The 25,741-nt window shown below is 72.0% G+C and carries 23 protein-coding genes and 2 pseudogenes; 13 read left to right on the top strand and 12 right to left on the bottom strand.

What is annotated here, in order from left to right; translation table 11 throughout:
* The first annotated feature begins 96 nt into the window (after window positions 1-96).
* Together ACFYMM_RS20265 and ACFYMM_RS20260 are read left to right on the top strand one after the other, a co-directional pair.
* Window positions 97-693: a sigma-70 family RNA polymerase sigma factor gene (locus tag ACFYMM_RS20265; protein WP_388388350.1), complete on the top strand. Its 597-nt coding sequence runs from the start codon at window positions 97-99 to the stop codon at window positions 691-693.
* Window positions 690-2,123, top strand: a complete 1,434-nt coding sequence (locus ACFYMM_RS20260; RefSeq protein WP_388388348.1) for a zf-HC2 domain-containing protein — start codon at window positions 690-692, stop codon at window positions 2,121-2,123. Before ACFYMM_RS20265 ends, ACFYMM_RS20260 begins: the two co-directional genes overlap by 4 nt.
* Window positions 2,124-2,134: 11 nt before the next feature.
* On the opposite strand, the gene purU is transcribed toward ACFYMM_RS20260, so the two are convergent.
* Entirely contained in the window at window positions 2,135-3,016 is an 882-nt protein-coding gene (gene purU / locus ACFYMM_RS20255) for a formyltetrahydrofolate deformylase (RefSeq protein WP_388388346.1), read from the bottom strand.
* 130 nt (window positions 3,017-3,146) lie between these two features.
* A complete protein-coding gene (locus tag ACFYMM_RS20250; RefSeq protein WP_388388344.1) occupies window positions 3,147-3,647 on the bottom strand; it encodes a hypothetical protein in 501 nt (166 codons plus the stop codon).
* Window positions 3,648-3,764: 117 nt separating this feature from the next.
* Between ACFYMM_RS20250 and ACFYMM_RS20245 the strand changes: the two genes are divergently transcribed.
* The gene (locus ACFYMM_RS20245) at window positions 3,765-5,075 is read left to right on the top strand and encodes an ABC transporter substrate-binding protein (RefSeq protein WP_388388341.1); all 1,311 of its coding nucleotides are present in this window, start codon (window positions 3,765-3,767) and stop codon (window positions 5,073-5,075) included.
* 13 nt (window positions 5,076-5,088) lie between these two features.
* On the opposite strand, the gene ACFYMM_RS20240 is transcribed toward ACFYMM_RS20245, so the two are convergent.
* Both ACFYMM_RS20240 and ACFYMM_RS20235 read right to left on the bottom strand, forming a co-directional pair.
* The gene (locus ACFYMM_RS20240; RefSeq protein ID WP_388388339.1) at window positions 5,089-6,690 is read right to left on the bottom strand and encodes a hypothetical protein; all 1,602 of its coding nucleotides are present in this window, start codon (window positions 6,688-6,690) and stop codon (window positions 5,089-5,091) included.
* 142 nt (window positions 6,691-6,832) lie between these two features.
* Complete coding sequence (locus ACFYMM_RS20235) at window positions 6,833-8,218, bottom strand: transcriptional regulator (protein WP_388388337.1); 1,386 nt, start codon at window positions 8,216-8,218, stop codon at window positions 6,833-6,835.
* A gap of 284 nt (window positions 8,219-8,502) precedes the next feature.
* Between ACFYMM_RS20235 and ACFYMM_RS20230 the strand changes: the two genes are divergently transcribed.
* From ACFYMM_RS20230 to ACFYMM_RS20220, 3 genes are read left to right on the top strand one after another with little or no spacing between them, the layout of a single operon-like run.
* Window positions 8,503-9,168 (top strand): bifunctional DNA primase/polymerase, encoded by a 666-nt coding sequence (locus ACFYMM_RS20230; protein ID WP_388388335.1) that lies wholly within the window; start codon window positions 8,503-8,505, stop codon window positions 9,166-9,168.
* Window positions 9,169-9,202: 34 nt separating this feature from the next.
* Entirely contained in the window at window positions 9,203-9,976 is a 774-nt protein-coding gene (locus tag ACFYMM_RS20225) for an ABC transporter ATP-binding protein (RefSeq protein WP_388388333.1), read from the top strand.
* Window positions 9,973-11,559 carry a transporter gene (locus ACFYMM_RS20220; protein WP_388388331.1) on the top strand — a complete coding sequence of 529 codons (1,587 nt, stop codon included), beginning with the start codon at window positions 9,973-9,975 and terminating at the stop codon, window positions 11,557-11,559. The genes ACFYMM_RS20225 and ACFYMM_RS20220 overlap by 4 nt, the downstream gene beginning before the upstream one ends.
* Window positions 11,560-11,627: 68 nt before the next feature.
* Here the strand turns inward: ACFYMM_RS20220 and ACFYMM_RS20215 are convergent, their stop codons facing one another.
* Entirely contained in the window at window positions 11,628-12,728 is a 1,101-nt protein-coding gene (locus tag ACFYMM_RS20215; protein ID WP_388388329.1) for a citrate synthase 2, read from the bottom strand.
* Window positions 12,729-12,847: 119 nt separating this feature from the next.
* Here ACFYMM_RS20215 and pdxH point away from each other — a divergent pair, with 119 nt between their 5' ends.
* The 4 genes and pseudogenes from pdxH (at window position 12,848) to ACFYMM_RS20195 (ending at window position 17,177) form a co-directional block, all read left to right on the top strand.
* On the top strand, window positions 12,848-13,522 hold the full coding sequence (pdxH, locus tag ACFYMM_RS20210; RefSeq protein WP_388388327.1) for a pyridoxamine 5'-phosphate oxidase: 675 nt from the start codon (window positions 12,848-12,850) through the stop codon (window positions 13,520-13,522).
* A 361-nt stretch (window positions 13,523-13,883) separates the two neighbouring features.
* Window positions 13,884-15,035: a glutathione-independent formaldehyde dehydrogenase gene (locus ACFYMM_RS20205; protein WP_388388324.1), complete on the top strand. Its 1,152-nt coding sequence runs from the start codon at window positions 13,884-13,886 to the stop codon at window positions 15,033-15,035.
* Between the two features lie 119 nt (window positions 15,036-15,154).
* Window positions 15,155-15,611 (top strand): annotated as a pseudogene (locus ACFYMM_RS20200) (GNAT family N-acetyltransferase).
* A gap of 132 nt (window positions 15,612-15,743) precedes the next feature.
* Window positions 15,744-17,177 (top strand): PAS domain-containing protein, encoded by a 1,434-nt coding sequence (locus ACFYMM_RS20195; RefSeq protein WP_388388323.1) that lies wholly within the window; start codon window positions 15,744-15,746, stop codon window positions 17,175-17,177.
* 70 nt (window positions 17,178-17,247) lie between these two features.
* On the opposite strand, the gene ACFYMM_RS20190 is transcribed toward ACFYMM_RS20195, so the two are convergent.
* A complete protein-coding gene (locus tag ACFYMM_RS20190) occupies window positions 17,248-18,003 on the bottom strand; it encodes an SIS domain-containing protein (RefSeq protein ID WP_388388321.1) in 756 nt (251 codons plus the stop codon).
* Window positions 18,004-18,220: 217 nt separating this feature from the next.
* Here ACFYMM_RS20190 and ACFYMM_RS20185 point away from each other — a divergent pair, with 217 nt between their 5' ends.
* Together ACFYMM_RS20185 and ACFYMM_RS20180 are read left to right on the top strand one after the other, a co-directional pair.
* Entirely contained in the window at window positions 18,221-18,913 is a 693-nt protein-coding gene (locus ACFYMM_RS20185; RefSeq protein WP_067315842.1) for a metal-dependent transcriptional regulator, read from the top strand.
* A gap of 438 nt (window positions 18,914-19,351) precedes the next feature.
* Window positions 19,352-20,209, top strand: a complete 858-nt coding sequence (locus ACFYMM_RS20180; RefSeq protein WP_388388319.1) for an alpha/beta fold hydrolase — start codon at window positions 19,352-19,354, stop codon at window positions 20,207-20,209.
* 19 nt (window positions 20,210-20,228) lie between these two features.
* Here ACFYMM_RS20180 and ACFYMM_RS20175 read toward each other — a convergent pair whose 3' ends face one another.
* From ACFYMM_RS20175 to ACFYMM_RS20150, 6 genes and pseudogenes are all read right to left on the bottom strand, one after another.
* On the bottom strand, window positions 20,229-20,834 hold the full coding sequence (locus tag ACFYMM_RS20175) for a TetR/AcrR family transcriptional regulator (protein WP_388388317.1): 606 nt from the start codon (window positions 20,832-20,834) through the stop codon (window positions 20,229-20,231).
* A complete protein-coding gene (locus ACFYMM_RS20170; RefSeq protein WP_388388315.1) occupies window positions 20,822-21,556 on the bottom strand; it encodes an enoyl-CoA hydratase family protein in 735 nt (244 codons plus the stop codon). Before ACFYMM_RS20170 ends, ACFYMM_RS20175 begins: the two co-directional genes overlap by 13 nt.
* Window positions 21,553-22,482, bottom strand: a pseudogene (locus tag ACFYMM_RS20165) (AMP-binding protein); the annotation flags it as partial. The pseudogene ACFYMM_RS20165 and the gene ACFYMM_RS20170, both read right to left, overlap by 4 nt.
* A 97-nt stretch (window positions 22,483-22,579) precedes the next feature.
* Window positions 22,580-24,223, bottom strand: coding sequence for a recombinase family protein (locus tag ACFYMM_RS20160; protein WP_388388313.1), 1,644 nt, complete (start codon window positions 24,221-24,223; stop codon window positions 22,580-22,582).
* On the bottom strand, window positions 24,220-24,567 hold the full coding sequence (locus ACFYMM_RS20155; protein ID WP_388388311.1) for a hypothetical protein: 348 nt from the start codon (window positions 24,565-24,567) through the stop codon (window positions 24,220-24,222). The genes ACFYMM_RS20160 and ACFYMM_RS20155 overlap by 4 nt, the downstream gene beginning before the upstream one ends.
* A 33-nt stretch (window positions 24,568-24,600) precedes the next feature.
* Window positions 24,601-25,050 carry a helix-turn-helix domain-containing protein gene (locus ACFYMM_RS20150; protein ID WP_388388309.1) on the bottom strand — a complete coding sequence of 150 codons (450 nt, stop codon included), beginning with the start codon at window positions 25,048-25,050 and terminating at the stop codon, window positions 24,601-24,603.
* A 465-nt stretch (window positions 25,051-25,515) separates the two neighbouring features.
* Here ACFYMM_RS20150 and ACFYMM_RS20145 point away from each other — a divergent pair, with 465 nt between their 5' ends.
* The gene (locus ACFYMM_RS20145; protein ID WP_388388307.1) at window positions 25,516-25,710 is read left to right on the top strand and encodes a hypothetical protein; all 195 of its coding nucleotides are present in this window, start codon (window positions 25,516-25,518) and stop codon (window positions 25,708-25,710) included.
* The last annotated feature ends 31 nt before the right edge of the window (window positions 25,711-25,741 follow it).

Raw genomic sequence — 25,741 nt, 5'->3', positions numbered from 1 at the left:
CGTGCGCCTGCCGACGTGCCGACTACATTCGAGGAGACGGTGGATACACGCTGGACACGGGCACGGGCATGGATACGGACACGGGGAGGGGGCCGCATGGCGAAGAAGGACGTACCGCCCCGCTGGGACCGCAGGATGCAGCAGCGACTCGCGCGTGGCGAAGCCGCTGCCCTCGGCGAGCTGTATGACCGGTTCGCTTCGCTCGTGCACGGTCTTGCTCACCGCGTGCTCGGAGATGAGCGCGCCGCCGACGGCATCACCCGCGATGTCTTCGCCCACGTCTGGGAACACCCCGACGCCTACGACCCCCGGCAGGGCCCCCTGCGCTCCTGGGTCGCCGCCCTGACCCACCGGCTCGCCGTGCAGCGGCTGCGCACCGAGGAGACCGCCGCGCTCACCCGGGGCGGGAGCGAGACCGCCGAGGAGTTCCCGGAGGACTTCAGGGAGGCCCTGGAGCGCAAGGTGCGGCACGCCTCCGTCGCCGCCCGCGCGGACTACATCGTCCACTCCATGCCGGCCCCGCTGCGCGCCGCCCTCGAACTGGCCTACTTCCAGCGCCGCGACTACCGCCAGACCGCCGCCGACCTCGGCGTCACCGAGGACGAGGCCCGCCGCCGGCTCCGCCTCGGTCTGCAACTGCTGTCCACCGCCCACGACGCGGGGACACCACCGGGATACGGAGGTGCGGTGTGAGCGGGGCGGGGCGCTTCGAGGCACACGACGAGCCCGACAAACCGGACGAGTGGGAGCAGTGGGAGGATTCCGAGGGGACGGGGGCCAACGAGGCCTACGGCGACCCGGGCGCCGCTGACGCCGACCGTGACGGTGCCGGTGGCGCCGACAGTGGCGGTGGCGGTGGCGGTGATCGTCCCGGTGGTGAGGGCGACGGACCCGGCCACGGCCGGCGGCCGCGCATACCGATGCCGCGTGTCTCCGTCGAGGACACCGGGCGCCCGCTGCCGGAACCGACCGAACCGGCGGCCACCGCCCCGGTGCCGCTGGAGCTGCCGCACGACGTGCTGAGAGCCCTGCTCGGGGCGTGGGCGCTGGCCGCCTGCTCGGCGGCGGAGACGGCGGCCGTCGAGGAGCACCTCGGCACCTGCGGCGCGTGCGCCGACGAGGCGCTGCGGCTGCGCGAGGCGGTCGGCCTGCTGCACCAGTCCGAGAGCCTCGACCTCGACCCGGCGCTGCGCACCCGCGTCCTGGAGAGCTGCCTGGAGCGCCGGCCGCCGAGCATCCCGGTGCCCGGCTGGGCGGCCCCCTACGACGCCGAGGCCGCGCGGCTGGACGCGCTGCTGCAGGACATAGGGGACTCCGAGTGGCACGCGCCCGTGCGGCTGCGGTGGTTCGCGGCCGACGCGGCGACGAGCCGTCGTACGACCGTGGCCGGGGTGATCGCGCACCTGCTGTCGGTCGACGGGCTGGTCGCGGTGGCGCTGGGCCTGGACGACCCGCTGGCCGAGGCGGTGGAGGGGTCCGGGGACATCCCGGTCGGACCGGCCGCGCGCACCGAGGCGTACTGGCGGGCCTCCCACTTCCCGCCGAACCGCTCGGTGCGGGCGCCCTGGCGGGAGCAGACCCACCACCTCGTGCGGACCGTGTCCTTCACGGGCGGCGGCGCGGGCCGCCGGACGGTGTCGTACGGCGACTTCGAACTGCCCTTGCAGGACGCCCTGCTCGACCGGGCCTTCGAGTGCTGGGTGCACGCGGAGGACATCGCCGACGCGGTGGACTACCCGTACGAGCCGCCCGCGCCCCGGCATCTGAACCGGATGATCGACCTGGCGGCGCGGATGCTGCCGAAGGTGCTGGCCGTGCGGCGGCGCACGGGGTTGTCCGCTCCCGGCCGCACCCCGCACCTGGCCGTGGCGGGCGCGCCGGGCCGCAGCCTGCGGCTGGAGATCGAGGGCCTGGGCGGCGGGGAGTGGCTGATCCCCCTGGACTCACCGGCCGCGGTGGGCTCCGCCGACCACGAGGTGGCCCACATCGCCCTGGACGGGGTGGAGTTCTGCCGCCTGGCCGCGGGGCACGTCTCTCCCCAGGAGGCCGCGGCCGGTCAGGTCGGGGACCGGGAGGCGATCAGGGACGTCCTGTTCGCGGCGGCGTCCCTGAGCCGGATGTAGGGGGCCGGGACCTACGCGAAGACCACCGTGCGGCGCCCGTTCAGCAGGATGCGGCGCTCCGCGTGCCACTTGACGGCCCGCGCCAGCGCCTGGCACTCCACGTCGCGGCCGATCGCCACCAGCTGGTCCGGGGTCACGCCGTGCCCGACCCGCTCGACCTCCTGCTCGATGATCGGACCCTCGTCGAGGTCGGCGGTCACGTAGTGCGCCGTCGCCCCGATCAGCTTCACCCCACGGGCGTGCGCCTGGTGGTACGGCTTGGCGCCCTTGAAGCTCGGCAGGAAGGAGTGGTGGATGTTGATGATCCGCCCGCTGAGCTGCTTGCACAGGTCGTCGGAGAGGACCTGCATGTAGCGGGCCAGCACGACCAGCTCGACGTTCTGCTCGCGCACCAGGTCCAGCAGCCGCGCCTCCGCCTGGGCCTTGGTGTCCTTCGTCACCGGGATGTGGTGGAAGGGGATGTTGTACGAGCCCACCAGCTCGGCGAAGTCCGTGTGGTTGGAGACCACCGCCGCGATCTCCACCGGCAGCGCCCCGATGCTCGACCGGAACAGCAGGTCGTTCAGGCAGTGCCCGAACTTGCTGACCATCAGCACGATGCGCATCTTGTCGTCGGCCCGGTTGATCTGCCAGTCCATCTGGAAGGAGTCACCGATCGCCGCGAAGCTCGCCCGCAGCTTGTCCACGGTCACCGAGGCGTCCGCCGAGAAGTGGACGCGCATGAAGAACAGCCCCGTGTCGTGGTCGCCGAACTGCTGGCTGTCCTCGATGTTGCAGCCCGTCATGAACAGGTAGCTCGACACGGCGTGCACGATGCCCTGCTTGTCCGGGCAGGCGAGGGTGAGGACGTACTGGTCGGCCGGGGCCGCGGCTCGGGGGGACTGCTCGCTCATGCACCACAGGGTCTCACGTCCGGCCACCCCACCGGGCTGCCGTCCGCCACCCGGACCGCACCCCGCGACCAGGCCCGGAGGAGTCCCGGAGGAGTCCGGAGCGCGCCTCGATCGACCGCCTGTCGCCGCGCTAGGCCGCCCTGGTCATGATCCGGAGCACCTCGAGGGTCCGCGGTGGTGCCTCGGGGTCGTCGCCGTCGCTCACCGCGAGGCGCAGATGCGCGTCCCGGGCCGCCCGCACCGCCTCCGGCCACGCCTGGTGGTCGAGGTAGGCGGAGACCGGCGCGTCAGGACCGACCTGGTGCACGATCCGCAGCACCCGCAGCACGGCGGTGTCGACCAGCGCCGCCTCCTGCGAGTCGCGGAATATCGTGCCGACGTACTTCTCGGCGGACCAGTTGTCCAGCCAGGTGTCCTCGACCAGCCGGTACACGGCGTCCGTGACGTCGCCGTACCCGTCCACGCCCGCCAGCCACACGTCTCGCTGGAAGTCCGGATCGGAGAGCATGTGCAGCGCCGAGCGCACGTTGCTGCGCCAGCGCCACCACGGCATGTCGTTCAGGGGCATGCCGCCCATGGTGGAGGAGCGACGGCCGCGACGGGAAGAGTTCTCCGAACCTTGCACGGTCATCGATCGTACGTTCCTTTCCACAGGAGCCTCACCGGCCCCCGTAATTCACCTGTGTGTCACCCTTTGTTGACCGATGGTCACCGTCGGGTTAGTGGTGTGAGGGAATCGTGCGTGTCCATGACCGGCAGGCGACGCACCCGCAGCCCCTTCCTCTCCCACCTCTCCCGGCCCGTCAGAGCCACCGCGCTGTCCGCGGCCGCCCTGACCGCGTGTGCGTCGCTGACCGCAGGATGCGGGGTCGTCCCCGGTACCGCGGGGAGCTCCGGGGACGCCACGGTCAAGGTCATGACGTGGGCGCCGCAGGACACCTCCGCCACCAACAAGCCCGGGATGCCCGCGATGGCCCGCGCCTACGCCCGCTGGGTCAACGCCCACGGCGGCATCGCCGGCCGCAAACTGCAGGTCCTGACCTGCAACGACCACAACGACAGCGTGGGTGCCGCGAAGTGCGCCCGGTACGCGGCGGACGAGGACGTCGTCGCGGTCGTCGGCTCCTACAGCCAGTTCGGCGACTCCTTCCTCGCCCCGCTGGAGGGCTCCGGCATCCCCTACATCGGCGGCTACGGCGTCACCAACGACGAGTTCACCAGCGCCATGTCCTACCCGGTCAACGGCGGCCAGCCGGCCCTGCTGGCCGGCCTCGGCAGGGCCCTCGCGGACAGCTGCGGGCCCGTGTCCCTGGTCCGCCCCGACTCCATCGCCGGCGACGAACTGCCCCAGCTGCTCGATTCCGGGCTGAAGGCGGGCCGGCACGCGCCGGCGGACGACCAGCTCGCGGCCGAGGACGCCACCGAGTACGAAGCCCAGTCGCAGCGGGCGCTGCGGTCCGCGACCAGGAGCGCGGCGAGGAAGGGGTGCGTGGTGCCCGCCCTCGGGGACCGCACCGACACCTTCATGGACTCATTCCGGCGGGCCCGCGCCGACTACCGGCCGGTACGCACCGCGACCGTGCTCGGCAGCGTCGACCAGTCGGTGATCAACGAGACGGGCGGGGCGTCGGGGCCGTACGAGGGGGCCTACATCACCGGCTGGTACCCGGTGGCCTCCGACCCGCGCTGGGACCCGATGAAGAAGGTGATCAACGAGGAGGCGTTCGGCGACAACAGCATCGACCCCGCGGACGCCGGAGTGCAGACCACGTGGATCGCCTACACCGTGCTGCGGGCCGTCCTGGAGAAGATCGGCGGCGGCGAGACGAGCGCCGACACCGTACGGCACACCCTCGACGGCGGCCTGGCGGTCTCCACCGGCGGCCTCACCCCGACCCTGCGCTGGCCCTACCAGGGCAAGCTGGCCTCGGTCGGCTTCTCCCGGCTGGTCAACGCCGACGTGACCCTCCAGGTGGTCCAGGACGGCCGGCTCGTGGCGGCGCGCCGGGACGGGCGGGCCGACATGACGGACACACTGGTGAACGCGGACCTCAGCTGAGGCCCGCGCCCCTTCACAGCTGGGTGGGCTGGCGCTGGGTCAGGCCGTACTTCTGCGCGATCGTGTTCCACAGCGCTGCCGCCTTCACCTTCTGCTGGCTGGCGGTGCCGCTCTCCCGGTCGCCGGCCGCGGCCTGCCCGGTGTTGCGGGCGTGGCCCTTGCGGCAGCCCTTCTTGCCGCCGACCTGGTCGGCCCAGGCCGCGTAGTGGTTGTCGGCCGCCGCCGACGCCCGCCACGCGCCGTTCAGGGCCGCCGTCAGCTGCGCGTTGGCCGGGAGCTGGTCGACGGAGAGCTGCGCGAGCCGGGTGACCAGGTCATTGCGCTGCTTGGCGGCGTCGCGCAGGTCGGAGGCGGCCTGGCCGAGGTTGTCGCACTGCCTCACGCCGGCCACCGCGGCGATCACCGAGGCACGGCTGCTGCCGCTGTCGGCGAGCAGTTTGTCCAGCTCCACGGCCTGCTGCCGGGCGGGGTCGCCGGCGGCGGACTGGCCCTTCTGGGCGGCCGACGCCGAGGCGGCGACGGTCTTGTCGCCGCCGCTCTTGCCCCCGCCTCCCCCGCCGAGCATCGCGCCGGCGCCCACCCCGAGGACGACGATGCCGACGCCGACGGCGGCGATCAGCGGCACCCGCGAGCCGGTACGGCCGCCGCGACCGCGTCCGGTGTCCTCGTCGTTGTCGTGCACGGGCCGGACGTACGACGGCTGCGGCTGCTGGGGGTGCTGCGGTTGCGGCGGCTGCGGGAAGCGCGGCATCTGCTGGGTGGAGGCGGCCGGAGCCTCGCCCCCGCCGGTGCGGAAGAGGTTGTCGAACTCGGCGGGCGGCTGCCGCTCACCGCCCTGCGCGAGGTACTGCGTGGCCTCGGCGTCCGGGTGGGCCGCGGCGGCCTGCCGGGGCACCGGGCGCCCGAGGTACCGGGTCTCCTCGCCGAAACCGGCCCCGGCGGTCCCGCCCCCGGGGACCTCGGGAGGCAACGCCCCGGGCGCGACGGGCGGTATGTACTGGGTGGCCCCCTCGTCGACGGAGCCCGGCGCCGCCGGTATCGGCGGCAGATACTGCGTGGCCCCCTCGTCGGCCCCTCCGGCCGGCACCGGGGGCAGGTACTGGGTCGCCCCCTCGGCCGCCGGCACGGCGCCGGAGCCGTACGGGGGCAGCGGGGCGGCACCGGAGCCATAGGCGTCGCCCTGGGCGGGGTTCTGGCCGCCGGCGCCGGGGCCGTGACCCTGGGTGCCGTACGCGGGAGCCCGACCGTCGGCCGCGTGGCCGGGCTGCTGGGGCGCGGGGCCGTACTCCGGCCGGCCGTCGGCGCCGTAGCCCTGGGCCGCCGGGGTGCCCTCCGCGGGGAGGGGGCCCGCGGCGTTCCAGGCGGGGGGCTCCTGATGCGGGGGGTCCCACTCCTGGGAGGCGGCCGGGGGCCAGGGCTGCTGGGCGGGGCCGGGGCCCCACGGCTGGCCCCAGGCCTGGCCCTCGGCGGGGGCGGGGGCCGGGGCGGGCGGGGAGACGGGTACGGGTCCGCCCGTCATACCCGGCAGCAGCGGCTCGCCTCCGTCGGAGGGCAGCACGATGCCTTCGCGCGCGGGCCGCGCCGAGGGCTCCTCGCCGTGTCCACTCTGCGTCACCGGGACTCCTACGAATGGGGGACCTTCGGAATCGTCGGCTCACGCTACCGGGTCCCCCGAGCCAGGTGCCACGCAGCTCAGGGCCGGACCTCCTTCCCTGTGACCGCGGTAACAAAACCGCCCGGTGCCGCGCTGTACATGCTCAGGCCGCCTGCTGAAGGTCGAGGCGCGCCCCGAACTCCCGTACCACCGACTCCTCCCGGAAGGGTTCCAGGCGCTGCTGGAAGTCCTCCAGATACTCGGCACCCCGGTTGGAGCGCACGCTCTCCAGCAGCTCGACCGCCCTGGTACCGGTGGCGCAGGCCTGCTCGATCTCGCGCTGCTGCACCTGGGCCGTGGCGAGCAGCACATAGCCGATGGCCCGCCGCCGGGCCCGGCTCTCCGGATGGCCGGCCAGCGACTGTTCCGCGCACCGGGCCGCCGCGTCGCCCTGCCCCAGGTCGCGGTGGCAGTGCGCCAGCTCGTCGGCCAGGTAGGCCTCGTCGAAGTGCGCGATCCACGCCGGGTCGTCCCCACGGGCGGCGTCCGCCGACTCCATCGCCGCGAGCGCCCGCCCGCCGGCGGCCTGCGCCGCCCGCCCGTCGCCGAGCAGGGCGTGCCCACGGGCCTCGGCCGCGTGGAACATCGCCTCCGCGCGCGGCGTGACCCGCCCCCGCGCCCCCTCCTGCGCGGCCCGCGCCAACTGCGCGATCTCCCGCGGGTTTCCGAGCTGCGCGGCCAGGTGGCTCATGGACGCGGCGAGCACATAACCGCCGTACCCGCGGTCACCGGCCGCCTGCGCCAGCCGCAGCGACTGGATGTAGTAGCGCTGGGCCAGCCCTGGTTGCCCGGTGTCGACGGCCATGTACCCGGCCAGCTCGGTCAGTCGGGCGACGGCGGCGAACAGGTCGCGGCCGACGGCCTCCCGGTACGACCCCGCCAGCAGCCCGGAGACGACGCTGTTGAGGTAGTGGACGACGACCGGGCGCACGTGCCCGCTGCCGTACTGGTGGTCGAGGTCGGTCAGCGCCTGGGTCATCGCGCGTACGGCCGCCACGTCGGACGGTCCGACGCGCGGGCCCGCCTGCCGTGACACCTGTGCGTCCGGCGCCGAGATCAGCCAGTCGCGGCTCGGCTCGACCAGCGCGGACGCTGCGACGGACGAGCCGGACAGGAAGTCCCGCCGGCCCACGTCGCTGCGCCACAGCTCGCAGACCTGCTCGATGGCCCCCAGTACCGTCGGCGAGAACTGGAGGCCGACCCCCGAGGCGAGGTTCTTGCCGTTGGCCATGCCGATCTCGTCGATCGTGACCGTACGGCCCAGCTTGCGCCCGAGCGCCTCCGCGATGATCGCCGGCGCCCGGCCCCGCGGCTGCTGTCCCCGCAGCCACCGGGCCACGGACGTCTTGTCGTAGCGCAGGTCGAGGCCGTGCTCGGCGCCGCACATGTTGACGCGGCGGGCGAGCCCGGCGTTCGAGCAACCCGCTTCCTGGATGAGCGCCTGCAGCCGTTCGTTCGGCTGCCGCGCGACGAGAGGCCTTGCGGCCATGGGCACTACCCCCTGCGAATCCCAGAAGCGAAAAGATCCGGCCGTGAAGATCAATGCCCCGCGTCCATGCCCAGAATGCACGTCATGCGAGACATGTTGAGGATTGCCGGGGTAACGGCAGAGGCCACCCCGAGACGTGGCTACCCACCACACGTCTCGGTTCCTCCCGCGCGCCCCCGCACATGCATCCATGCGCCCCGGGTGAGGAATCGATGCTCCTCCCGCGCGCGCGACGGCCGGGCCCAGAGCCGTAACCCAAGGTGAGTGCGGGAGTTGAGAGGAACGTGGAAGAGACGATCGCGGGCACCGAAGAGACTCAGATGGCCGGTCAGATTCCCAAGCAGCGCGGGGAATCGCTGCTGGAGACAGCCGTGCGGTACGCCGAGGAACGCCACTGGGACGTGTTCCCGGGCACCTGGCTGGAGGCCGTCGACGGGGTGCAGCGCTGCTCGTGCGCCGATGCCGCCTGCCCCGCGCCGGGTGCGCACCCCGCGCGCCCCGACTGGGCGACGCAGGCGACCGGCAGCGCGACCGTCGCGCGCCGGATGTGGCAGAAGCAGCCGACGGCGTCGATCCTGCTGCCGACCGGGCGGACCTTCGACGCGCTGTCCGTCCCGGAGACCGCCGGGTTCCTGGCGCTCGCCCGGATGGAGCGGATGGAGCTGACGCTGGGGCCGGTGACGCTCACCCCGGACCGGCGGATGCACTTCTTCGTGCTGCCGGGGGCTTCGGTGAAGGTTCCCGAACTGGTGCGCAAGCTCGGCTGGTCGTTGTCCTCGCTCGATCTCGCGCCGCTGGGCGAGGGGAGTTACGTGGCGGCACCTCCGACGCGGTTCGGGTCCCGGGGCGCCGTGCAGTGGGCCTGCCGGCCGACCCCGGCCAACCGGTGGCTGCCGGACGCCGAGGAACTGATCTCGCCACTCGCCTACGCGTGCGGCCGGGATCGGTGAGCCGCGGCCGTTGCCGCGGTCGTAGTGTTCTCGCATGACCGAAGCTGTGCGCGTACGGGGGCTGTGGAAGCGGTTCGGACAACAGGTGGCGGTTGCCGGGATCGATCTCGATCTGCCCGCCGGGAAGTTCATCGGGCTGGTCGGGCCCAACGGGGCCGGGAAGACCACCACTTTGTCCATGGTGACCGGGCTGCTGCGGCCCGACCAGGGCCGCGTCGAGATCGCCGGGCACGACGTCTGGCAGGACCCGGTGGCCGTCAAGGGACGGATCGGCGTGCTGCCCGAGGGGCTCAGGCTCTTCGAGCGGCTGTCGGGGCGTGAACTGCTGGGGTATTCCGGGCGCTTGCGGGGGCTGCCCGGGCCCGAGGTGGACAAGCGGACCGCCCAACTGCTGGACGTCCTCGACCTGGCCGGGTCCCAGCACAAGCTGGTCGTCGACTACTCGACCGGCATGCGCAAGAAGATAGGGCTCGCGGCGGCCCTCCTGCACAACCCCGAAGTCCTCTTCCTGGACGAGCCGTTCGAGGGGGTGGACCCCGTGTCCGCCCAGACCATCCGGGGCGTCCTGGAGCGGTACACGGCCTCCGGCGCCACGGTCGTCTTCTCCTCCCACGTCATGGAACTCGTCGAGTCGCTGTGCGACTGGGTGGCCGTACTGGCCGCCGGCCGCATCCGGGCGACCGGCACCCTCGCCGAGGTGCGCGGGGAACACCCCACCCTTCAGGGCGCCTTCCTGGATCTGGTGGGCGCGCGCGGCCGCGACGCCGGCTCCGACCTGGACTGGCTGGGTGGCGGGGCCGCCCGATGACCGGCCTGACCTCCACCGTCGTACGGCTGAAGCTGTCACTGCTGCGGGGCGGGCTGCGGCAGTCGGCGGGCCGCCGGGCCGCGTTCGTCGCCTCGGCGGTCGTCGCGCTGCTCTTCGGCGCCTCGCAACTGCTGGGCCTGCTCCTGCTGCGCGGCCACGCGCACGCCGACGCCGTCGCCCTCCTCGCCGTCGCCGTCCTCGCCCTCGGCTGGGCCGTGATGCCGCTGTTCTTCCCGTCCGGCGACGAGACGCTGGACCCGACCCGGCTGGTGATGCTGCCGCTGCGGCCCCGCCCGCTGGTGCGCGCCCTGCTCGCCGCCTCCCTGGTCGGCATCGGCCCCCTCTTCACCCTGCTGGTGCTCGCCGGCTGCACGCTGTCGGTGGCGCACGGGGCGGCCGGATACGCCGTCGCGGTCGTCGCCGCCCTCCTGTCGCTGCTGGTCTGCGTGGCGCTCGCGCGGGCCGTCGCCGCCGCCAACGTCCGGCTGCTGACCAGCCGCAAGGGCCGCGACCTGGCCGTACTGAGCGGGCTGGTCGTCGCCATCGGCGCACAGCTGGTCAACTTCGCCGCGCAGCACCTGGGTTCGGCCGGGCTGGGCCGGCTGGAACCGGTGGCGGACGTGCTGCGCTGGCTGCCGCCGTCGTCGGCGGTGGGCGCCGTCCACGCGGCGAGCCAGGGCGAGTACGGCCGCGCGACCGCGCAGCTCCTGCTGTCGCTCTCCGCCCTGGTGCTGCTGATCACCCTGTGGGCGGGCAGTCTGACCCGACTGATGACCTCGCCCGACGGCTCCACCCTCCAGGCCGCCGAGCCCGGCCCCCGGCGGCGCTCCTCGACCGGACTCGGGCGCCTGCTGCCGCAAGGGCGCACGGGCACGGTCATGGAGCGCAGCCTGCGCTACATCTGGCGCGATCCCAAGACCAAGGCCGCCTGGGTGACCTCGCTTGCCGTCGGACTGATCGTGCCGGTGCTCAACGCCGTGCAGGGCACCGGGTCGATCTACTTCGCCTGCTTCGCGTCCGGGTTGCTCGGCATCCAGATGTACAACCAGTTCGGGCAGGACACCTCCGCGTTCTGGATGGTCGCGATGACCGTCTCCTCGCCCCGCGACGCCTACACCGAGCTGCGCGGGCGGGCCCTGGCCCTGCTGCTGATCACCCTGCCGTACGCCACGCTCGTGACCGTGCTGACCACCGCGCTGCTGGGCGCCTGGGCCCGGCTGCCGCAGGTCCTCGGTCTTTCCCTCGCCCTGCTCGGGGCGATGCTGGCGACCGGCGCGTGGTCCTCGGCGAGGTTCCCGTACTCCATCCCCCAGGAGGGCCACAGGAACGTGGCCCCCGGGCAGGTGGGCCTGGCCTGGATCGGGATCTTCGGCGGCATGTTCTCGGCCGCCCTGCTGTGCGCCCCCGTCATCGCGCTCACGATCTGGCTGAACACGAGCGCGGGCGGCGACGCGTGGACCTGGGTGCTGCTGCCGGTGGGGGCGGTGTACGGGGCGGCCGTCACCCTGGCGGGCCTGCGCCTGGCCGCGCCCCGGACGTCGGCCCGCCTGCCGGAGATCCTGGCGGCGGTGAGCAAGGGCTGAGGGACCGTTCCGGCGGCGGGTCCCCAGGGCCCCTCGACGACAGGGCCCAGGTCCTTGACGTCAGGGAACTAGTGGGCGATGTCCCCGTAGCCCTCGATCTGCTGCGGGCCGCGGGCCTCCGGTCCCACGTAGCGGGCGGACGGGCGCACCAGCCTGCCCGTCCGCTTCTGCTCCAGGATGTGCGCCGACCAGCCGGCGGTCCGCGCGCAGGTGAACATCGAGGTGAACATGTGCGCCGGGACCTCCGCGAAGTCCAGCATGATCGCCGCCCAGAACTCGACGTTGGTGGCGAGCACCCGGTCCGGACGCCGGTTGTGCAGCTCCTCCAGGGCAGCCTTCTCCAGCGCCTCCGCGATCTCGAAGCGGGGTGCGCCCAGCTCGCGGGCGGTGCGGCGCAGCACGCGCGCGCGGGGGTCCTCGGCCCGGTACACCCGGTGCCCGAAGCCCATCAGCCGCTCGCCCCGGTCCAGGGCGCGTTTGACGTACCCGGCCGCGTCGCCGGTCCGCTCGATCTCCTCGATCATGTGCAGCACCCGCGAGGGGGCACCGCCGTGCAGCGGGCCCGACATGGCGCCCACCGCGCCGGACAGCGCGGCGGCGACGTCCGCGCCGGTGGAGGCGATGACGCGGGCCGTGAAGGTGGAGGCGTTCATGCCGTGCTCGGCGGCGGAGGTCCAGTAGGCGTCCACGGCGGCGACGTGCTTGGGGTCGGGCTCGCCCCGCCACCGGATCATGAACCGCTCGACCACCGAGTGCGCCTTGTCGATCTCCTGCTGCGGCACCATCGGCAGGGCCTGGCCGCGCGCCGACTGGGCGACGTAGGACAGGGCCATCACGGCGGCGCGGGCGAGGTCGTCGCGGGCCTGCCGCTCGTCGATGTCGAGCAGCGGCTTGAGGCCCCACACGGGCGCGAGCATGGCGAGCGCCGACTGTACGTCCACCCGGATGTCACCCGAGTGCACCGGGATCGGGAACGGCTCGGCCGGCGGCAGTCCGGGGTTGAAGGCACCGTCGACGAGCAGCCCCCAGACGTTCCCGAAGGAGACGTGCCCGACCAGTTCCTCGATGTCGACGCCCCGGTACCGCAGGGCGCCGCCCTCCTTGTCCGGTTCGGCGATCTCCGTCTCGAACGCGACGACTCCTTCGAGCCCAGGGACGAATTCGGACATCGGGCGGCTCCTACGGAAGTGTGCGGCGGAACGGAACCAGCACGATATCCCTGAGTGCCATCCATGGGGAGGCTTACGACACTCAGTGCCACGCGCGTTCGATACGGCAGGATGGCCGCGTGACCGACCGTGACCCGATCCTCGATCCCGCCGCCATGCGCAAGCAGTACCGAGCCGAGGGCCTCGCCGAGCAGGACCTCGCCGCACATCCGATGGACCAGTTCACCCGCTGGTTCGAACAGGCCGCGCAGGCCGCCGTACACGGCACGATCTACGAACCCAACGCGATGGTGGTCTCCACCGCGGACGCCGAGGGCCGCCCCAGCTCCCGCACGGTCCTGATGAAGGCGTACGACACCGACGGCTTCGTCTTCTACACCAACTACGACTCCCGCAAGGCCCGCGACCTGGCCGTGAACCCGTATGTCTCGGTGCTCTTCCCCTGGCACCCGATCGCCCGCCAGGTCGTGGTCACCGGCACCGCCGGCCGCACCGGCCGCGACGAGACCGCCGCCTACTTCCGCACCCGCCCGCACGGCTCCCAGCTCGGCTCCTGGGCCAGCGCCCAGTCCTCGGTGATCTCCTCGCGCGCCGACCTCGACGCCTCCTACGCCGACCTGGTCGCCCGCTACCCGGAGGACGAACAGGTCCCGGTGCCGCCGCACTGGGGCGGCTTCCGGATCGTGCCGGAGACGGTCGAGTTCTGGCAGGGCCGCCAGAACCGCCTGCACGACCGGCTGCGGTACGTGGCCCGGGCCGACGGGTCCTGGAAGGTGGAGCGGCTCAGCCCGTGACGGCGCTCACCCCTGAGAACGCAGACGACCCGCGAACTCGGGTCCCTCCGCCTGGCGGCGGGGGAGCCGGCCGGACGTACCGGCGAGTTCGCGGGTCGGGTGACTGCGTTGGATTCGGCCGGCTGCGTGTGTCTGGCACACGCCGGTCCGGCACCGCACATCGTGTGGTGGCAGGCCGCTAGCCCGCAGCCACCTCGCGCGTCCGGGTTTCACTCATGTACCCGATCACCTCCTTTCTCACGTAGGAGTCACCTTAGGAAGCCGCCCGCCAGGGTTCAAGGGATTTTCGGAGGGCGGAGGTTGCAGCGCCTGCCGCATGGGCGTTCCCTGGAAGTAACCACTGGTCACGGAGGTGATCCAGGTGAAAGCAGTCGTTTACGAAAAGCCGTTCAGCGTCACCGTCAGGGACGTCGACGATCCACAGATCCAGCACCCGAACGACGTGCTGGTACGCGTCACCTCGACCGCGATCTGCGGGTCCGACCTGCACATGTACGAGGGCCGCACGGCAGCCGAGTCGGGCATCGTGTTCGGCCACGAGAACCTCGGCATAGTCGAGGAGGTCGGCGCCGGTGTGACCTCCCTGTCCCAGGGCGACCGGGTGGTCATGCCGTTCAACGTCGCCTGCGGGTTCTGCAAGAACTGTCTCGCCGGGAAGACCGGCTTCTGTCTGACCGTGAACCCGGGCTTCGCGGGCGGTGCCTACGGCTATGTGGCCATGGGGCCGTACAAGGGCGGCCAGGCGGAGCTGCTGCGGGTGCCCTTCGCGGACTTCAACTGTCTGAAGCTGCCGCCGGGCGAGGAGTTCGAGACCGATTTCGTCCTGCTGGCCGACATCTTCCCGACCGGCTACCACGGATGCGAACTGGCCCAGGTGTCCCCCGGTGAGAGCGTGGCCGTGTACGGTGCCGGACCGGTCGGGCTGATGGCCGCGTACTCCGCGATGCTGCGCGGTGCGGCGAAGGTGTTCTCCGTGGACCGGGTGCCCGAACGGCTCGCCAAGGCGGAGGAGATCGGAGTCATCCCGATCGACTTCACCAAGGGTGACCCGGCCGAGCAGATCAAGGAGCAGACCGGAGGTGAGGGCACCGACAAGGGCGTCGACGCCGTCGGCTACCAGGCCCAGGCCCACGACGCCAGCCACGAGGAGCCCGCGATCGTCCTCAACGAACTCGTCGAGACCGTGCGGCCGACGGGCATGCTGGGCGTACCGGGCCTGTACGTGCCGTCCGACCCCGGCGGCCCCGACGAGCACGCCAAGCACGGCCAACTGCTGGTTTCCATCGGCCGGATGTTCGAGAAGGGCCAGCAGATGGGCACCGGTCAGTGCAACGTCAAGCGGTACAACCGCCAGCTGCGCGACATGATCATCGCCAGGCGGGCCAAGCCCAGTTTCGTGGTCTCCCACGAACTGCCGCTGGACGAGGCACCGAGCGCCTACGAGAAGTTCGACAAGCGCATCGAGGGCTACACCAAGGTCGTACTCCATCCCGGACACGCGCTGGCGGCGTAAGGCAGCCGATGGCGGCGTGAGGAGCTGCCCACACCGGTGTCCGGCCGCCGCCGGCGTGCCGGACACCGGTTCGCGATACCGGTTTGACGGGGGCGGGCGGGCGGTTGTTCGCTGCCGGGATGACCGATCTTCGTACAGCCGTCGTCGACGGGGACGTCATGCTCGAACAGTGGCGGTACGTGCACAACGCCGTCGTGCCGCCCGCCGCCATGTCACCCGACGAGGCCCGGCAGCGGCTGGAGCGCGGTTACCGGCTGGAGAACGCGTACGCGGGGGACGTTCTCGTGGGGTGCTCCACCGTGCGGCCGCCGGTCCGGGACGGCGGGGACCTCGTGGCCACCGTCATCGCCCGGGTGCTGTCCGAGCACCGGGGGCGGGGGTTCGGTGCGGCTCTGTACGCCAACGGGCTCGCCCACGCGCGCGTGCGGGGCGGGCGTGATCGAGACGTGCGTGCTGGCGGTGAACGAGGACGGACTGCGGTTCGCCGGGCGGTGCGGGTTCGTGGAGGTCGACCGGTATGTACTGGACGGGGAGAACGACGTGTGGGTGGATCTGCGGCTCACCCCCACTGCCTGACGTTCAATTCCTTCAAACTTGCGGGAACACGGTGTGTGCTGCGTCACGTTCGAGTTGAATGAAGAGCAGTGATGAAGAGCAGTGAGCGAATCGACGCGCCGTAACCGCGGACGCAGCCTGCAGGGGGTCCAGGTGAGTGCTTCCCGGCGTAGTGGGACCACCGACGAGCTGGGGCCCGACGAGCCAGAGCCGGACGGCTCGGTGTCGGGTGCCCCGGAGGACTCGAGCGGTGGCTCCGACCTGCTCGCGGCGCTGCTGGACGGGATGGACGCCGCCCTGTGCGCCTTCGACGCGGACGGTGTCGTCACCCACTGGAACCGGGAGGCCGAGCGGATCCTCGGCTGGACCGCGGCCGAGGCCGTGGGCCGGCACGGCTTCGCCGGGTGGGCGGTGCGCAGCGCCGACGCCGAGGAGGTGGAGGGACGGCTGCTGTCCGCCATGCACGCGCCGGGGCGGCAGGTGCACGAGTTCGCGCTCGTGACGAAGGACGGCGGGCGGGTCCTCGTGCGCACCCAGTCCGCCGCCGTACGCGGTCCGGACGGGAAGCCCGCCGGTGTGTACTGCGCCTTCAGCGAGGTGCACGCGCAGATCGACCTGGAGCGGTCCATCGCGCTCAGCGAGGCGCTGTTCGACGACGCGACCTGGGGTGTCGTGCTGGTCGACGCCGATCTGCGGCCCGCCGTGGTGAACGCGCACGCGGCCCGGGCGCTCGGCATCGGGCGTACGTCCGTGCTGGGTCGGCCGCTCGGGGAACTGCTCGCCCAGGGCGTGGAGGAGCTGGAGGCGGCGCTCACGCATGTGCTGGCCGAGGGCGCGCCGCCCGCGCCGGCCGAGATGTGGGTCAGCGTCCGTACCCCGGAGGGCGAGCGGCGGCGGTGCTGGCGCAGCTGGTTCCTGCGGCTGGCCTCACCGCTCGCGGAGGAGCCCGTGCCGCTCGGGGTGAGCTGGATGTTCCAGGACGTGACCGAGGCCAAGCAGGGGGAGCAGGAGGCGTCGCTGCTGCGGTTCAGGGCCAATCAGCTGCACCGGGCCGCGCGGGCCGCCGCGGAGTGCGAGGACCCGGTGGAGGCGGCGACCGTGCACCTGGACTTCGCGCTGGCCGGGTTCGCCGACCACGCGCTGATCGACCGGGTGCGGGTGGCGGCCGAGGGACCGGAAGGGGCGGTGGGAACGGACGCCGGGCCCGTGCGGCTGGTGCGGATCGCCGCCACCCCCTCGGGAGCGCCGGGGCCCAGCCTGCTCGGCGGCGCGGCCGGTTTTCCGCTGCGGTACGAGGAGGGGCATCCGGCGCTGCAGTGCGTCGAGCGGGCCGGGAGCGTGCGGGCGGACGCCGGGTCCGTGTCGGCGGAGCGGGCGCGCGAGTGGGCGCTGTCCCGGCAGTGGCCGGGCGAGTGCGTGCACGCGCTGTGCGCGGTGCTGCGCAGCCGGGGGCGGACGCTGGGGGTGGTGACCTTCCTTCGAGGCGCCGGGCGCAGCCGGTTCGAGCGGTCCGACGCGGCGTACGCGGAGGACGTGGCGATGCGGATCGCGACGCTGCTGGACCTGGCAGGGGCCTGCCGGAGGTAGCCGGGGCCTGCCGGCCGAGCCACCCCCGCACCTGCCGACAGAGCCGGGACCTGCCGGCCGTGGCCGGGGCCTACCGGCGGTAGAAGATCCGGTCCCCGTACTCCGCCATGATCCGCCGGTTCCACTCGTGGCCCCCGTCCACGTTCCCCGACCGCAGCAGCGGGGGCTCGATGCCCCGTTCGGCGAGGGTGGCGGCCGTGGTGGCCATGACCGCCTGGAGGAGGGCCGTGGTGACGACGGTGGAGGCGGGGGCGAAGGGGGCCGGGATGGTGTCGTGGGCGAGTTCCGCGTCGCCGACGGCGATCCGGGAGTCGAGTACGACGTCGCAGTGGCCCTTGAGGAAGGTGCCCGAGGAGTGCCGGGACGTCGTCTGCGACGCGTAGGCCACCGAGGTCACGCCGATGACCTTGACGCCGAGGGCGCGGGCGCCCAGCGCCATCTCGACGGGCAGGGCGTTGCGGCCGGAGAGGGAGATGATCACCAGGGCGTCCCCGGCCCGCAGCACCGAGGTGTCCAGCACCGCGCCCGCGAGCCCGTCGACGCGCTCCAGGGCGGAGCCGAGGGTCGCGGGGACGACGTCGACGCCCATCACGCCCGGGACGGCGAGCAGGTTCATCAGGGCGAGGCCGCCCGCTCGGTAGACGACGTCCTGGGCGGCGAGCGAGGAGTGCCCGGCGCCGAAGGCGAACAGCCGGCCGCCGGCGGCGACGGTGTCGGCGAGCAGGGCGCCGGCCGCCGCGATCCCGTCCGCCTCCCCGTCGCGGACCTGTCGCAGCAGCCCGATGGCGGCGTCGAAGAACTGGTGGGCCGGCGTGCCGTCACTCATGGGGTGCCCCTTCGCAGCGTCCATGTCGCGGATCACCGTGCGGTCTGGACCATCGCCCTGTCAATACGGCCTCGGCCCTCGCTCCCGGGGGCCACTCGTGACCGCCTCGTTTCCGCCGAGCGGCACGGTTGTCGGTGGTATGCGTCAGAATTGGTTCAGGGCCAGCGCACGCGCCGGTGAGCTATGAGCTTCCGGCAGAAGCAATCGAGGGGCACGTATGTCCGGACTGATCGACACCACGGAGATGTATCTCCGCACCATCCTCGAGCTCGAAGAGGAAGGCGTGGTCCCCATGCGCGCCCGTATCGCGGAGCGGCTCGACCAGAGCGGGCCGACGGTGAGCCAGACGGTGGCGCGCATGGAGCGCGACGGTCTGGTGTCCGTGGCCAGCGACCGGCACCTGGAGCTGACCGACGAGGGCCGCCGGCTGGCCACCCGCGTGATGCGCAAGCACCGGCTCGCCGAGTGCCTGCTCGTCGACGTGATCGGGCTGGAGTGGGAGCAGGTGCACGCCGAGGCGTGTCGCTGGGAGCACGTGATGAGCGAGGCCGTGGAGCGGCGCGTGCTGGAGCTGCTGCGCCACCCGACCGAGTCGCCGTACGGCAACCCGATCCCGGGCCTCGAGGAGCTGGGCGAGAAGGACGGCGCCGACCCGTTCCTCGACGAGAGCATGGTCTCGCTGGCCGACCTGGACCCGGGTTCGGACGGCAAGACGGTCGTCGTCCGCCGTATCGGCGAGCCCATCCAGACGGACGCGCAGCTGATGTACACGCTGCGGCGCGCGGGTGTGCAGCCCGGTTCGGTGGTGAGTGTCACCGAGTCGGCCGGCGGGGTGCTGGTCGGCAGCGGCGGGGAGGCGGCCGAGCTGGAGGCGGACGTCGCCTCCCATGTGTTCGTCGCCAAGCGCTGAGCCGGCCGGCCAGCCGTTCTCGGACGCCCCGTCAGTTCGCGCCGTCGAAAGCGTGATTCAGTGCGCGGAATCGCAGCGCCCGGAGCGCTCGGCGTGCGAGGCTGGCGCGTGGGGCATATGACCTGAGGGGGTCGGGAGGATGTGCCGACGACGGGGCCGAAGATCTGGAGAGGGCCCCGGCACCTTGCGGTGCCGGGGCCTGTCCTCCCCTGTGCTGACCCGGAGCCCCGAGCTCTCAGGGTCATCCCCTCGGACCGGTTTCCCCGACCGGTCCGCCCCCCGTCAGAAGGAATCCCCTCGCCGAGGACGATCATTCCTTGAGCGGTGTCACTCGAATGAGGGGTGTTGCCCGCAGAGGCAGCAGTTTCGAATAGGCATTCGATAATCTCTCATCTCTACAGCGGTACGAGGCACGTGGAGCAGGGGGGTGCCAAGCTCATGGCACGGCGCATCGACGTGAGGGGAGCGGGCGGCGTACGCCTGGCCGCCTGGGAGTACGCGGACCCTCCCAAGAAGGACCGGGAGAGCGAACCCGGCGTGCTCTTACTGCACGGCCTCATGGGCCGCGCCTCGCACTGGGCCGCCACCGCCCGCTGGCTCTTCGAGCGGCACCGCGCCGTCGCGCTCGACCAGCGGGGACACGGCCAGAGCGACAAGCCCCCACGGGCCGCCTTCACCCGCGAGGCCTACGTCGAGGACGCCGAGGCCGCCCTGGAGCAGCTCGGTCTCGCCCCGGCCGTCCTCATCGGTCACGCCATGGGCGCCCTGACCGCCTGGCAGCTGGCCGCGAAACGTCCCGACCTGGTGCGCGGCCTGGTCATCTCCGACATGCGGGCCTCCGCCCTCGGCGCCGCCTCGCAGCGCGAGTGGGCCGACTGGTTCGAGTCCTGGCCCGCCCCCTTCGCCACCCTCGCCGACGTCCGCAAGTGGTTCGGCGAGGACGATCCCTGGGTGGAGCGCCCCAATCCGGCCCGGGGCGCGTTCTACGCCGAGGTCATGCAGGAGTCCGCCGACGGCTGGCGGCCCGTCTTCGACCCCGGGCAGATGCTCAAGTCCCGCGAGACATGGGTGTACGACGCCCACTGGGAGGAGCTGGCCCAGGTCCAGTGCCCCACGCTGGTCGTCCGCGGCCTGGACGGGGAGCTGGGGCGGGCGGAGGCGCAGGAGATGGTGCGGGTGCTGCCGCTCGGCGAGTACGCGGAGGTGGTCGACGCCGGCCATCTGGTGCACTACGACCAGCCGGTGGCCTGGCGGGGGGCCGTGGAGCCGTTCCTCGAATCGGTGCGGGTGGGCTGAAGACCCGCTGAGGCGGCGGTCAGCCGAGCGCCTCGTCCAGCAGGGCCGTCCACTGGGCCACCACCCGCTCCCGCCGTCCGCGGTCGTCGGTGAGCAGGTTGGCCAGCCCGAGGCCGCGGGCCATGTCGAGGAGGCCCTGGACCGTCTCCCGCACGCCCGGCCGGGACTCGTCCGCGCCGAGCAGCTCGACCGCGATCCGGTGCGTCTCGCGGCCGACGTGCGCCTCCAGCTCGGTCACGCGCGGGCGCAGCTGGTCCTCGTTGGAGGCGGCGACCCACAGGTGGAGGGCGGCGCGGAAGAGGGGGCCGGTGTAGAGGGCGACGAGGGCGGAGACGACGGCCAGGCGGTCGGCGGGGCCGTCGGGGAAGAGGGCCCGCAGGGCCGTGGAGCGTTCCTCGGCGACGTACTCGACGGCGGCCGTGAAGAGGTCCTCCCGGGTGGGGAAGTGGTGCTGGGCGGCGCCCCGGGAGACGCCGGCGCGTTCGGCGACGACGGCGACCGTGGAGCCCGCCCAGCCGTGTTCGGCCAGGCAGGCCACGGCGGCCTCCAGGAGCCGCTGCCGGGTGGCGCGGCTGCGGTCCTGCTTGGGTACGCGGTCGCGTTCCGCCGTACTCACACCACCCACGCCGCATCCCGTCGTTCGAGGAAGGCCGTCATCCCCTCCCGGGCCTGGGCGGAGGAGAACAGCCGGGCCGAGAGCGCGGTCAGGTCCGCCGCGTCCCGGTCGAATGTCTCCAGCACCCTAGCCGTGAGCAGCTGTTTCGTCTCGGCGAGGGCCTGGGGTGCGGATCTGCGCAGTCCGTCGAGGATGGGCGCGAGGGCCTCGTCGACGTCGTCGGCGGTGACCGTGAGGAGTCCGAGGCGGACCGCCTCGGCGGCGTCGAAGCGTTCGCCGGTGAGGTAGTAGCGGGCCAGGGCGCGCGGGTCGGCGCGCGGCAGCACCGGCAGGGAGATCACCGCGGGTGCCACCCCGATCCGTACCTCGGTGAAGGCGAAGGTGCTCCCGGTGGTGGCGGCGGCGATGTCGCAGGCGGCGAGCAGACCGAGGCCGCCCGCGCGGACGTGCCCGGTGACCCGCGCCAGGACGGGTTTGCGCAGCTCGACGATCTGCCGCAGCAGCCCGACCACGGCGTCGGGGTGGGGCGGGTCCAACAGGTCGGCGCCGGCGCAGAAGGTGCTGCCGGTGTGGGTGAGGACGACGGCGCGTACGCCGGTGTCCTCGGCGCAGTCGCTGAGGGCGTCGGTGAGTTCGCCGACGAGCGCGGCCGACAGGGCGTTGCGGGTGTCGGTGGAGTCGAGGCTGAGGATTTCGACGGCACGCGCGCGCGTGCGTCCGACCGACGTCACGACGCCTCCCCGGGTCGCGTGGAGTCGCGCAGCTGCCGACGCAGGATCTTGCCGGAGGCGGCCCGGGGGACCGCTGCGGCGAAGGTGACGCGGCGGACCCGCTTGTAGGGGGCTACGCGTTCGGCGACGTACATCATCACCTCGTTCTCGGAGAGGCCGGTCGCGTCGGGCTGGCGGACCACATGGGCGTGCGGGATCTCGTTGCCGTTCTCGTCACGGGTGCCGACGACGGCGGCGTCCGCTATTCCGGGGTGGGTCAGCAGCAGCGCCTCCAGTTCGGCGGGGGCCACCTGGAAGCCCTTGTACTTGATGAGTTCCTTCACCCGGTCGACGACGTACAGCCAGCCCTCGGCGTCGACGTGTCCGACGTCCCCGGTGTGCAGCCAGCCGTCGGCGTCGATCATGGCGGCGGTGGCGTCGGGCCGGCCCAGGTAGCCCTTCATCACCTGGGGGCCGCGGATGAGGATCTCCCCCGGGTCGCCGGTTCCCAGGTCCTTGTCCGGGTCGTCGAGGGAGACGATCCGCATCTCGGTGCCGGCGATGAGCTTGCCGACCGTCCCGGCGGGTGCCCGGTGCATGGCGTCCAGCGGGACGACGTGGGTGCCGGGCGAGAGTTCCGTCATGCCGTAGGCCTGGGCGACCGGGGGCAGGCCCAGGCGCCGGGAGCAGGCGGCGGCGAGGCGGGCGTCCAGGGGTGCGGCGGCGCTCATGACGTACGTCAGGCTGGACAGGTCGTAGCGGGCGACCGCCGGGTGCTTGGCGAGGGCGAGCACGATCGGCGGGGCGACGTACAGGCCGGTGATGCGGTGGTTCTCGATGGCCGCGAGGAACGTCTCCAGGTCGAAGCGGGGCAGGACGACGACGGTGGCGCCCTGTCTGAGGGGCGCGTTCATCAGCGCGGTCAGGCCGTAGATGTGGGACACCGGCTCTAAATGACTCACGTTGCCCCCTCGGCGAGTAGGTGCTCAGAGGGTCCCAGTAGGCACAGAACAAATCAAGCGTGCTTGCATGCTTTCGGGCTGATCAGCCGACGGCCCAGGGGTCCGGCTCCCACACCGGGTGAAACTCGTAGGACAGTTCGAGGCGCCATTTTGCGCCCTGGTCGCTCTTGCGCGAGTGCACAACCATGCGCCGCAAGAGGCGCCGCAAAATCGCGTTTCGTCCGAGGGCGTCGAGGGTTTCCCACTCCTCAATGAGTCCGACGACCAGGGGCCGGAACTCCTCACGGGTGGGGGTGTCCTCGACCTTGGCGAGCGACTGCAAGTGCTTGACCAACTCGCCCTTCTTGTCGAGGAACTGGTCGCGCACTCTGGCGAACGTGTCGGCCGGGTACTTCTCCGGGTCCATGGCGTTCTCGGTCACGAGTCGGTCGAGGGCGGCCTCGACCTTCTTCAACTCGGTCTCGGTGCGTACCCGCTCGGCGAGGATGCGGGCGCGGGGGTTTTCCGGCGCGGTCCGCTGTCCGGGGACGGACGGCGCGGTGTCGACGCCGTCGGCCGCGTTGTCGGCAAGCCACTTCAAGACCTCGGCCTCGGCCGCATCCCGCCGGACGTAGAGGCCGCCTTCGCACTCGCTGTTTCCCTTGTTCTTGTGGTTCAGGCACACGAACGAGTGGCCGTTGATCCAACCTCCTTTTCCGTCGCGGCCGGCGCGGGCGACGGCCGTTCCTCGACAGTTGCCGTGCCGCATGATGCCTGTGGTCGGGTACGTGGCGCGGCGGGCCCGCGGCGCGGTGCGGCGGGTCTCCTCGCGGTGCTCCTGATACTGCTTCCATTCGGCGGCCGTGATGATCGGGGGGTGTGCCCCGGGGAGGTAGCGGGCGCCGTCGCCCTTGCAGCGCTCAAAGTGCGTGATGCCGTACCCGCACTTGCACTTGGGGTCGTGGGAGCGCAGCAAACCGGCCGCGAACCCGCTGTCGAGGTAGCGTTTCACGGTGTTGGTGGCCCATCGGTTGCCGCGGTTGGTGCGGACGCCGATTTCGTCGTTGAGCCAATGGGCGATCTGCGCGAACCCCTCAAGTTCCATCTTGCGCGCGTACATCTCTTCGGCGATGGAGGCGTGATCCGGGTGGAGTTCGTACCGCTCCGTTTGGAGGCGGATTCCCCCCGGCGCGGTGGCGTCGGGCACGCGTCGCGGGAACCAGATGTAGCCGAACCGTGCGCGCCCTGTCGCGGGCAATTTGGCGGCGAGTCGGTGTTCGTGGGTTTCACGCCACTGCTCGCCGGCGCGGTTGCTCTCGAAGTTGCCGAACGCGAAAATCATCTCGCGTTGCAGCTCGCCGACGGCGGTTCCGGCGTCGACCGGTTCCGTTGCCGATTCCAGTTGTCCGCCCGCGGCTTCGAGTCGGGCGAGCCACATTGCGTTACCGGTCCGGTTGCGACCGAACCGGCTGAATCGCCAGACGACGACGCCGCGTGCCTCGCCGGCCTCGACGCGCTCGACACACTTCACGATCTTGCGCCGGAAGTGTCGGCCGGACTCGTCGAGGTCCTCCACCCAATCGACGATCCGGGCGCCGCGGCGGGCCGCCCACTGTTCGATGGCGGTCCGCTGCAATTCGGGGCTGATCTTCTCCTCTCGCCAGAGTGATACGCGGATGTACGCGAGCCACGGCTCACCGTTGGCCGGTAAGCCGTGGAACGTGTCGGGTACTTCTAGAAGGGTCACTGTGCCTTCCGTTCGGGTTGGCTCCTGTGGTGCGGGCGCAGTGTGATCACGTTGCCCGCGACCTGCTCGTCGTGGTCGGCGCGGTTGCCACCGCGGGGCGAGGGAACGTCGAGCAGGCCGCGCGCGACGTGGTCGAGGGCGCGGACGTAGCCGGCGCGGTCGGCGTCGGCGAGCTGGTCGGCCGAGACGCGCTGAGACTTGTAAATGGTGCGGACGACGAGCAGGGGTACGGCGGCGAGCACTAAGAACAGCCCTGCTTGCCAGAGGTAGTCGTTGCTTCCGAGTAGTCCAATGACGCCGGTGGACAGCCCCACCATGAGTAGGGAGATTGCGAGAACGGGCATGTACCGGTGCGTCACTGCTTTGCCTCCGTGCGGTTAGTTCTCGGCGACGTTTCCCCCGCCGTTCTCGGCGCGTTGTTTGCGCAGGGTCTCGGTCATGGACACGAACAGCTCGACTTTCTGGGGGTCGGTGATCCCCAGTTCTTCGGCTGCTGCCTCCGGTGTCAGTGGGTCGGTCCGCGGGCCCTGTTGGCGGATCGCTTGCAGTACGTCGCGGGTGAGGATGCCCGCGGCGACTAGCACCTCGGCCAATGGCAGGCCGAGCGTGCCGGCGATGGCTTCGAGAACGCGTGATTCTGGCGCCCCTTGGCCTCGCAACATGCGGCTGACGGACGCTTGCGCGATGCCTGAATCTCGTGCGAAGCGGGTTTGCCCGCCGCCCCTAGGTCGCAGGTCATAGCCAGCGCGTTCTAGCTGCTCCTTCAGCCATGCGGCGAATTCTTCGGGCGTCGCCCGGTCGTTCCCTGGTTGGTTCGTTCGTTCCATGGATGGAACATAGCGCGCGCGGAGCGCCGCGGCCACGCGATCGATTGAAGCCGTCCGGAACACACGTTTTTGCCACGGTTCACCCCCCTGAGCTGTGGCAACGCTCTCGAACAGGTGACCGATTCTTGTCTGGCATATGCCGCGTGTCAACGCGCTTTGGAAGATCCGTCTCCGCATGCATATGCCGTTCCGAACGCTCGTCCATCGTGTTAGCGTTCCATCCATGGATGGAACGAACCATCCACGGAAGGACGATGCCCGTATGTACGACCGCGCTGCACTGGTCGCCGCCGCCCGCGAGGCAGGGGACCGCACTCCGTCAGACACGGCACGCCGGTTGAAGGTTGCCCGTAATACCGCATGGCGACTGTGGAACGGACACACCGCCCCAAGTGCCGTAGTAGCCGCGGCTGTCGAGGAGCACTACGGCGTTTCCACTGGCCAGCTCGTCAAGCGGGCCGCCGCATGAACGGCCCCGTGATCCCCCGCGAGCAGGCTTTCGCCGACGCCCGTCAAGCCCTCGACGCCGCCCGGATACGCCGGGACCGCGACCGCGCCGCCGGCCGACTCGCCCCCGACGTCGAACTGATCTTGCGCCGACTCGAACGGAAGCAGCGCGCCAACCAGGCGCCCACCGTCGAGCACCGCGTCGCCGCCTGAACACGCGAAAGGGCCGCCCGGATGCGACCCG

The organism is Streptomyces sp. NPDC006739 (genome assembly GCF_042869815.1).
Taxonomy (GTDB): Bacteria; Actinomycetota; Actinomycetes; order Streptomycetales; family Streptomycetaceae; genus Streptomyces.
This window is presented reverse-complemented; position numbering and strand designations above follow the sequence as displayed.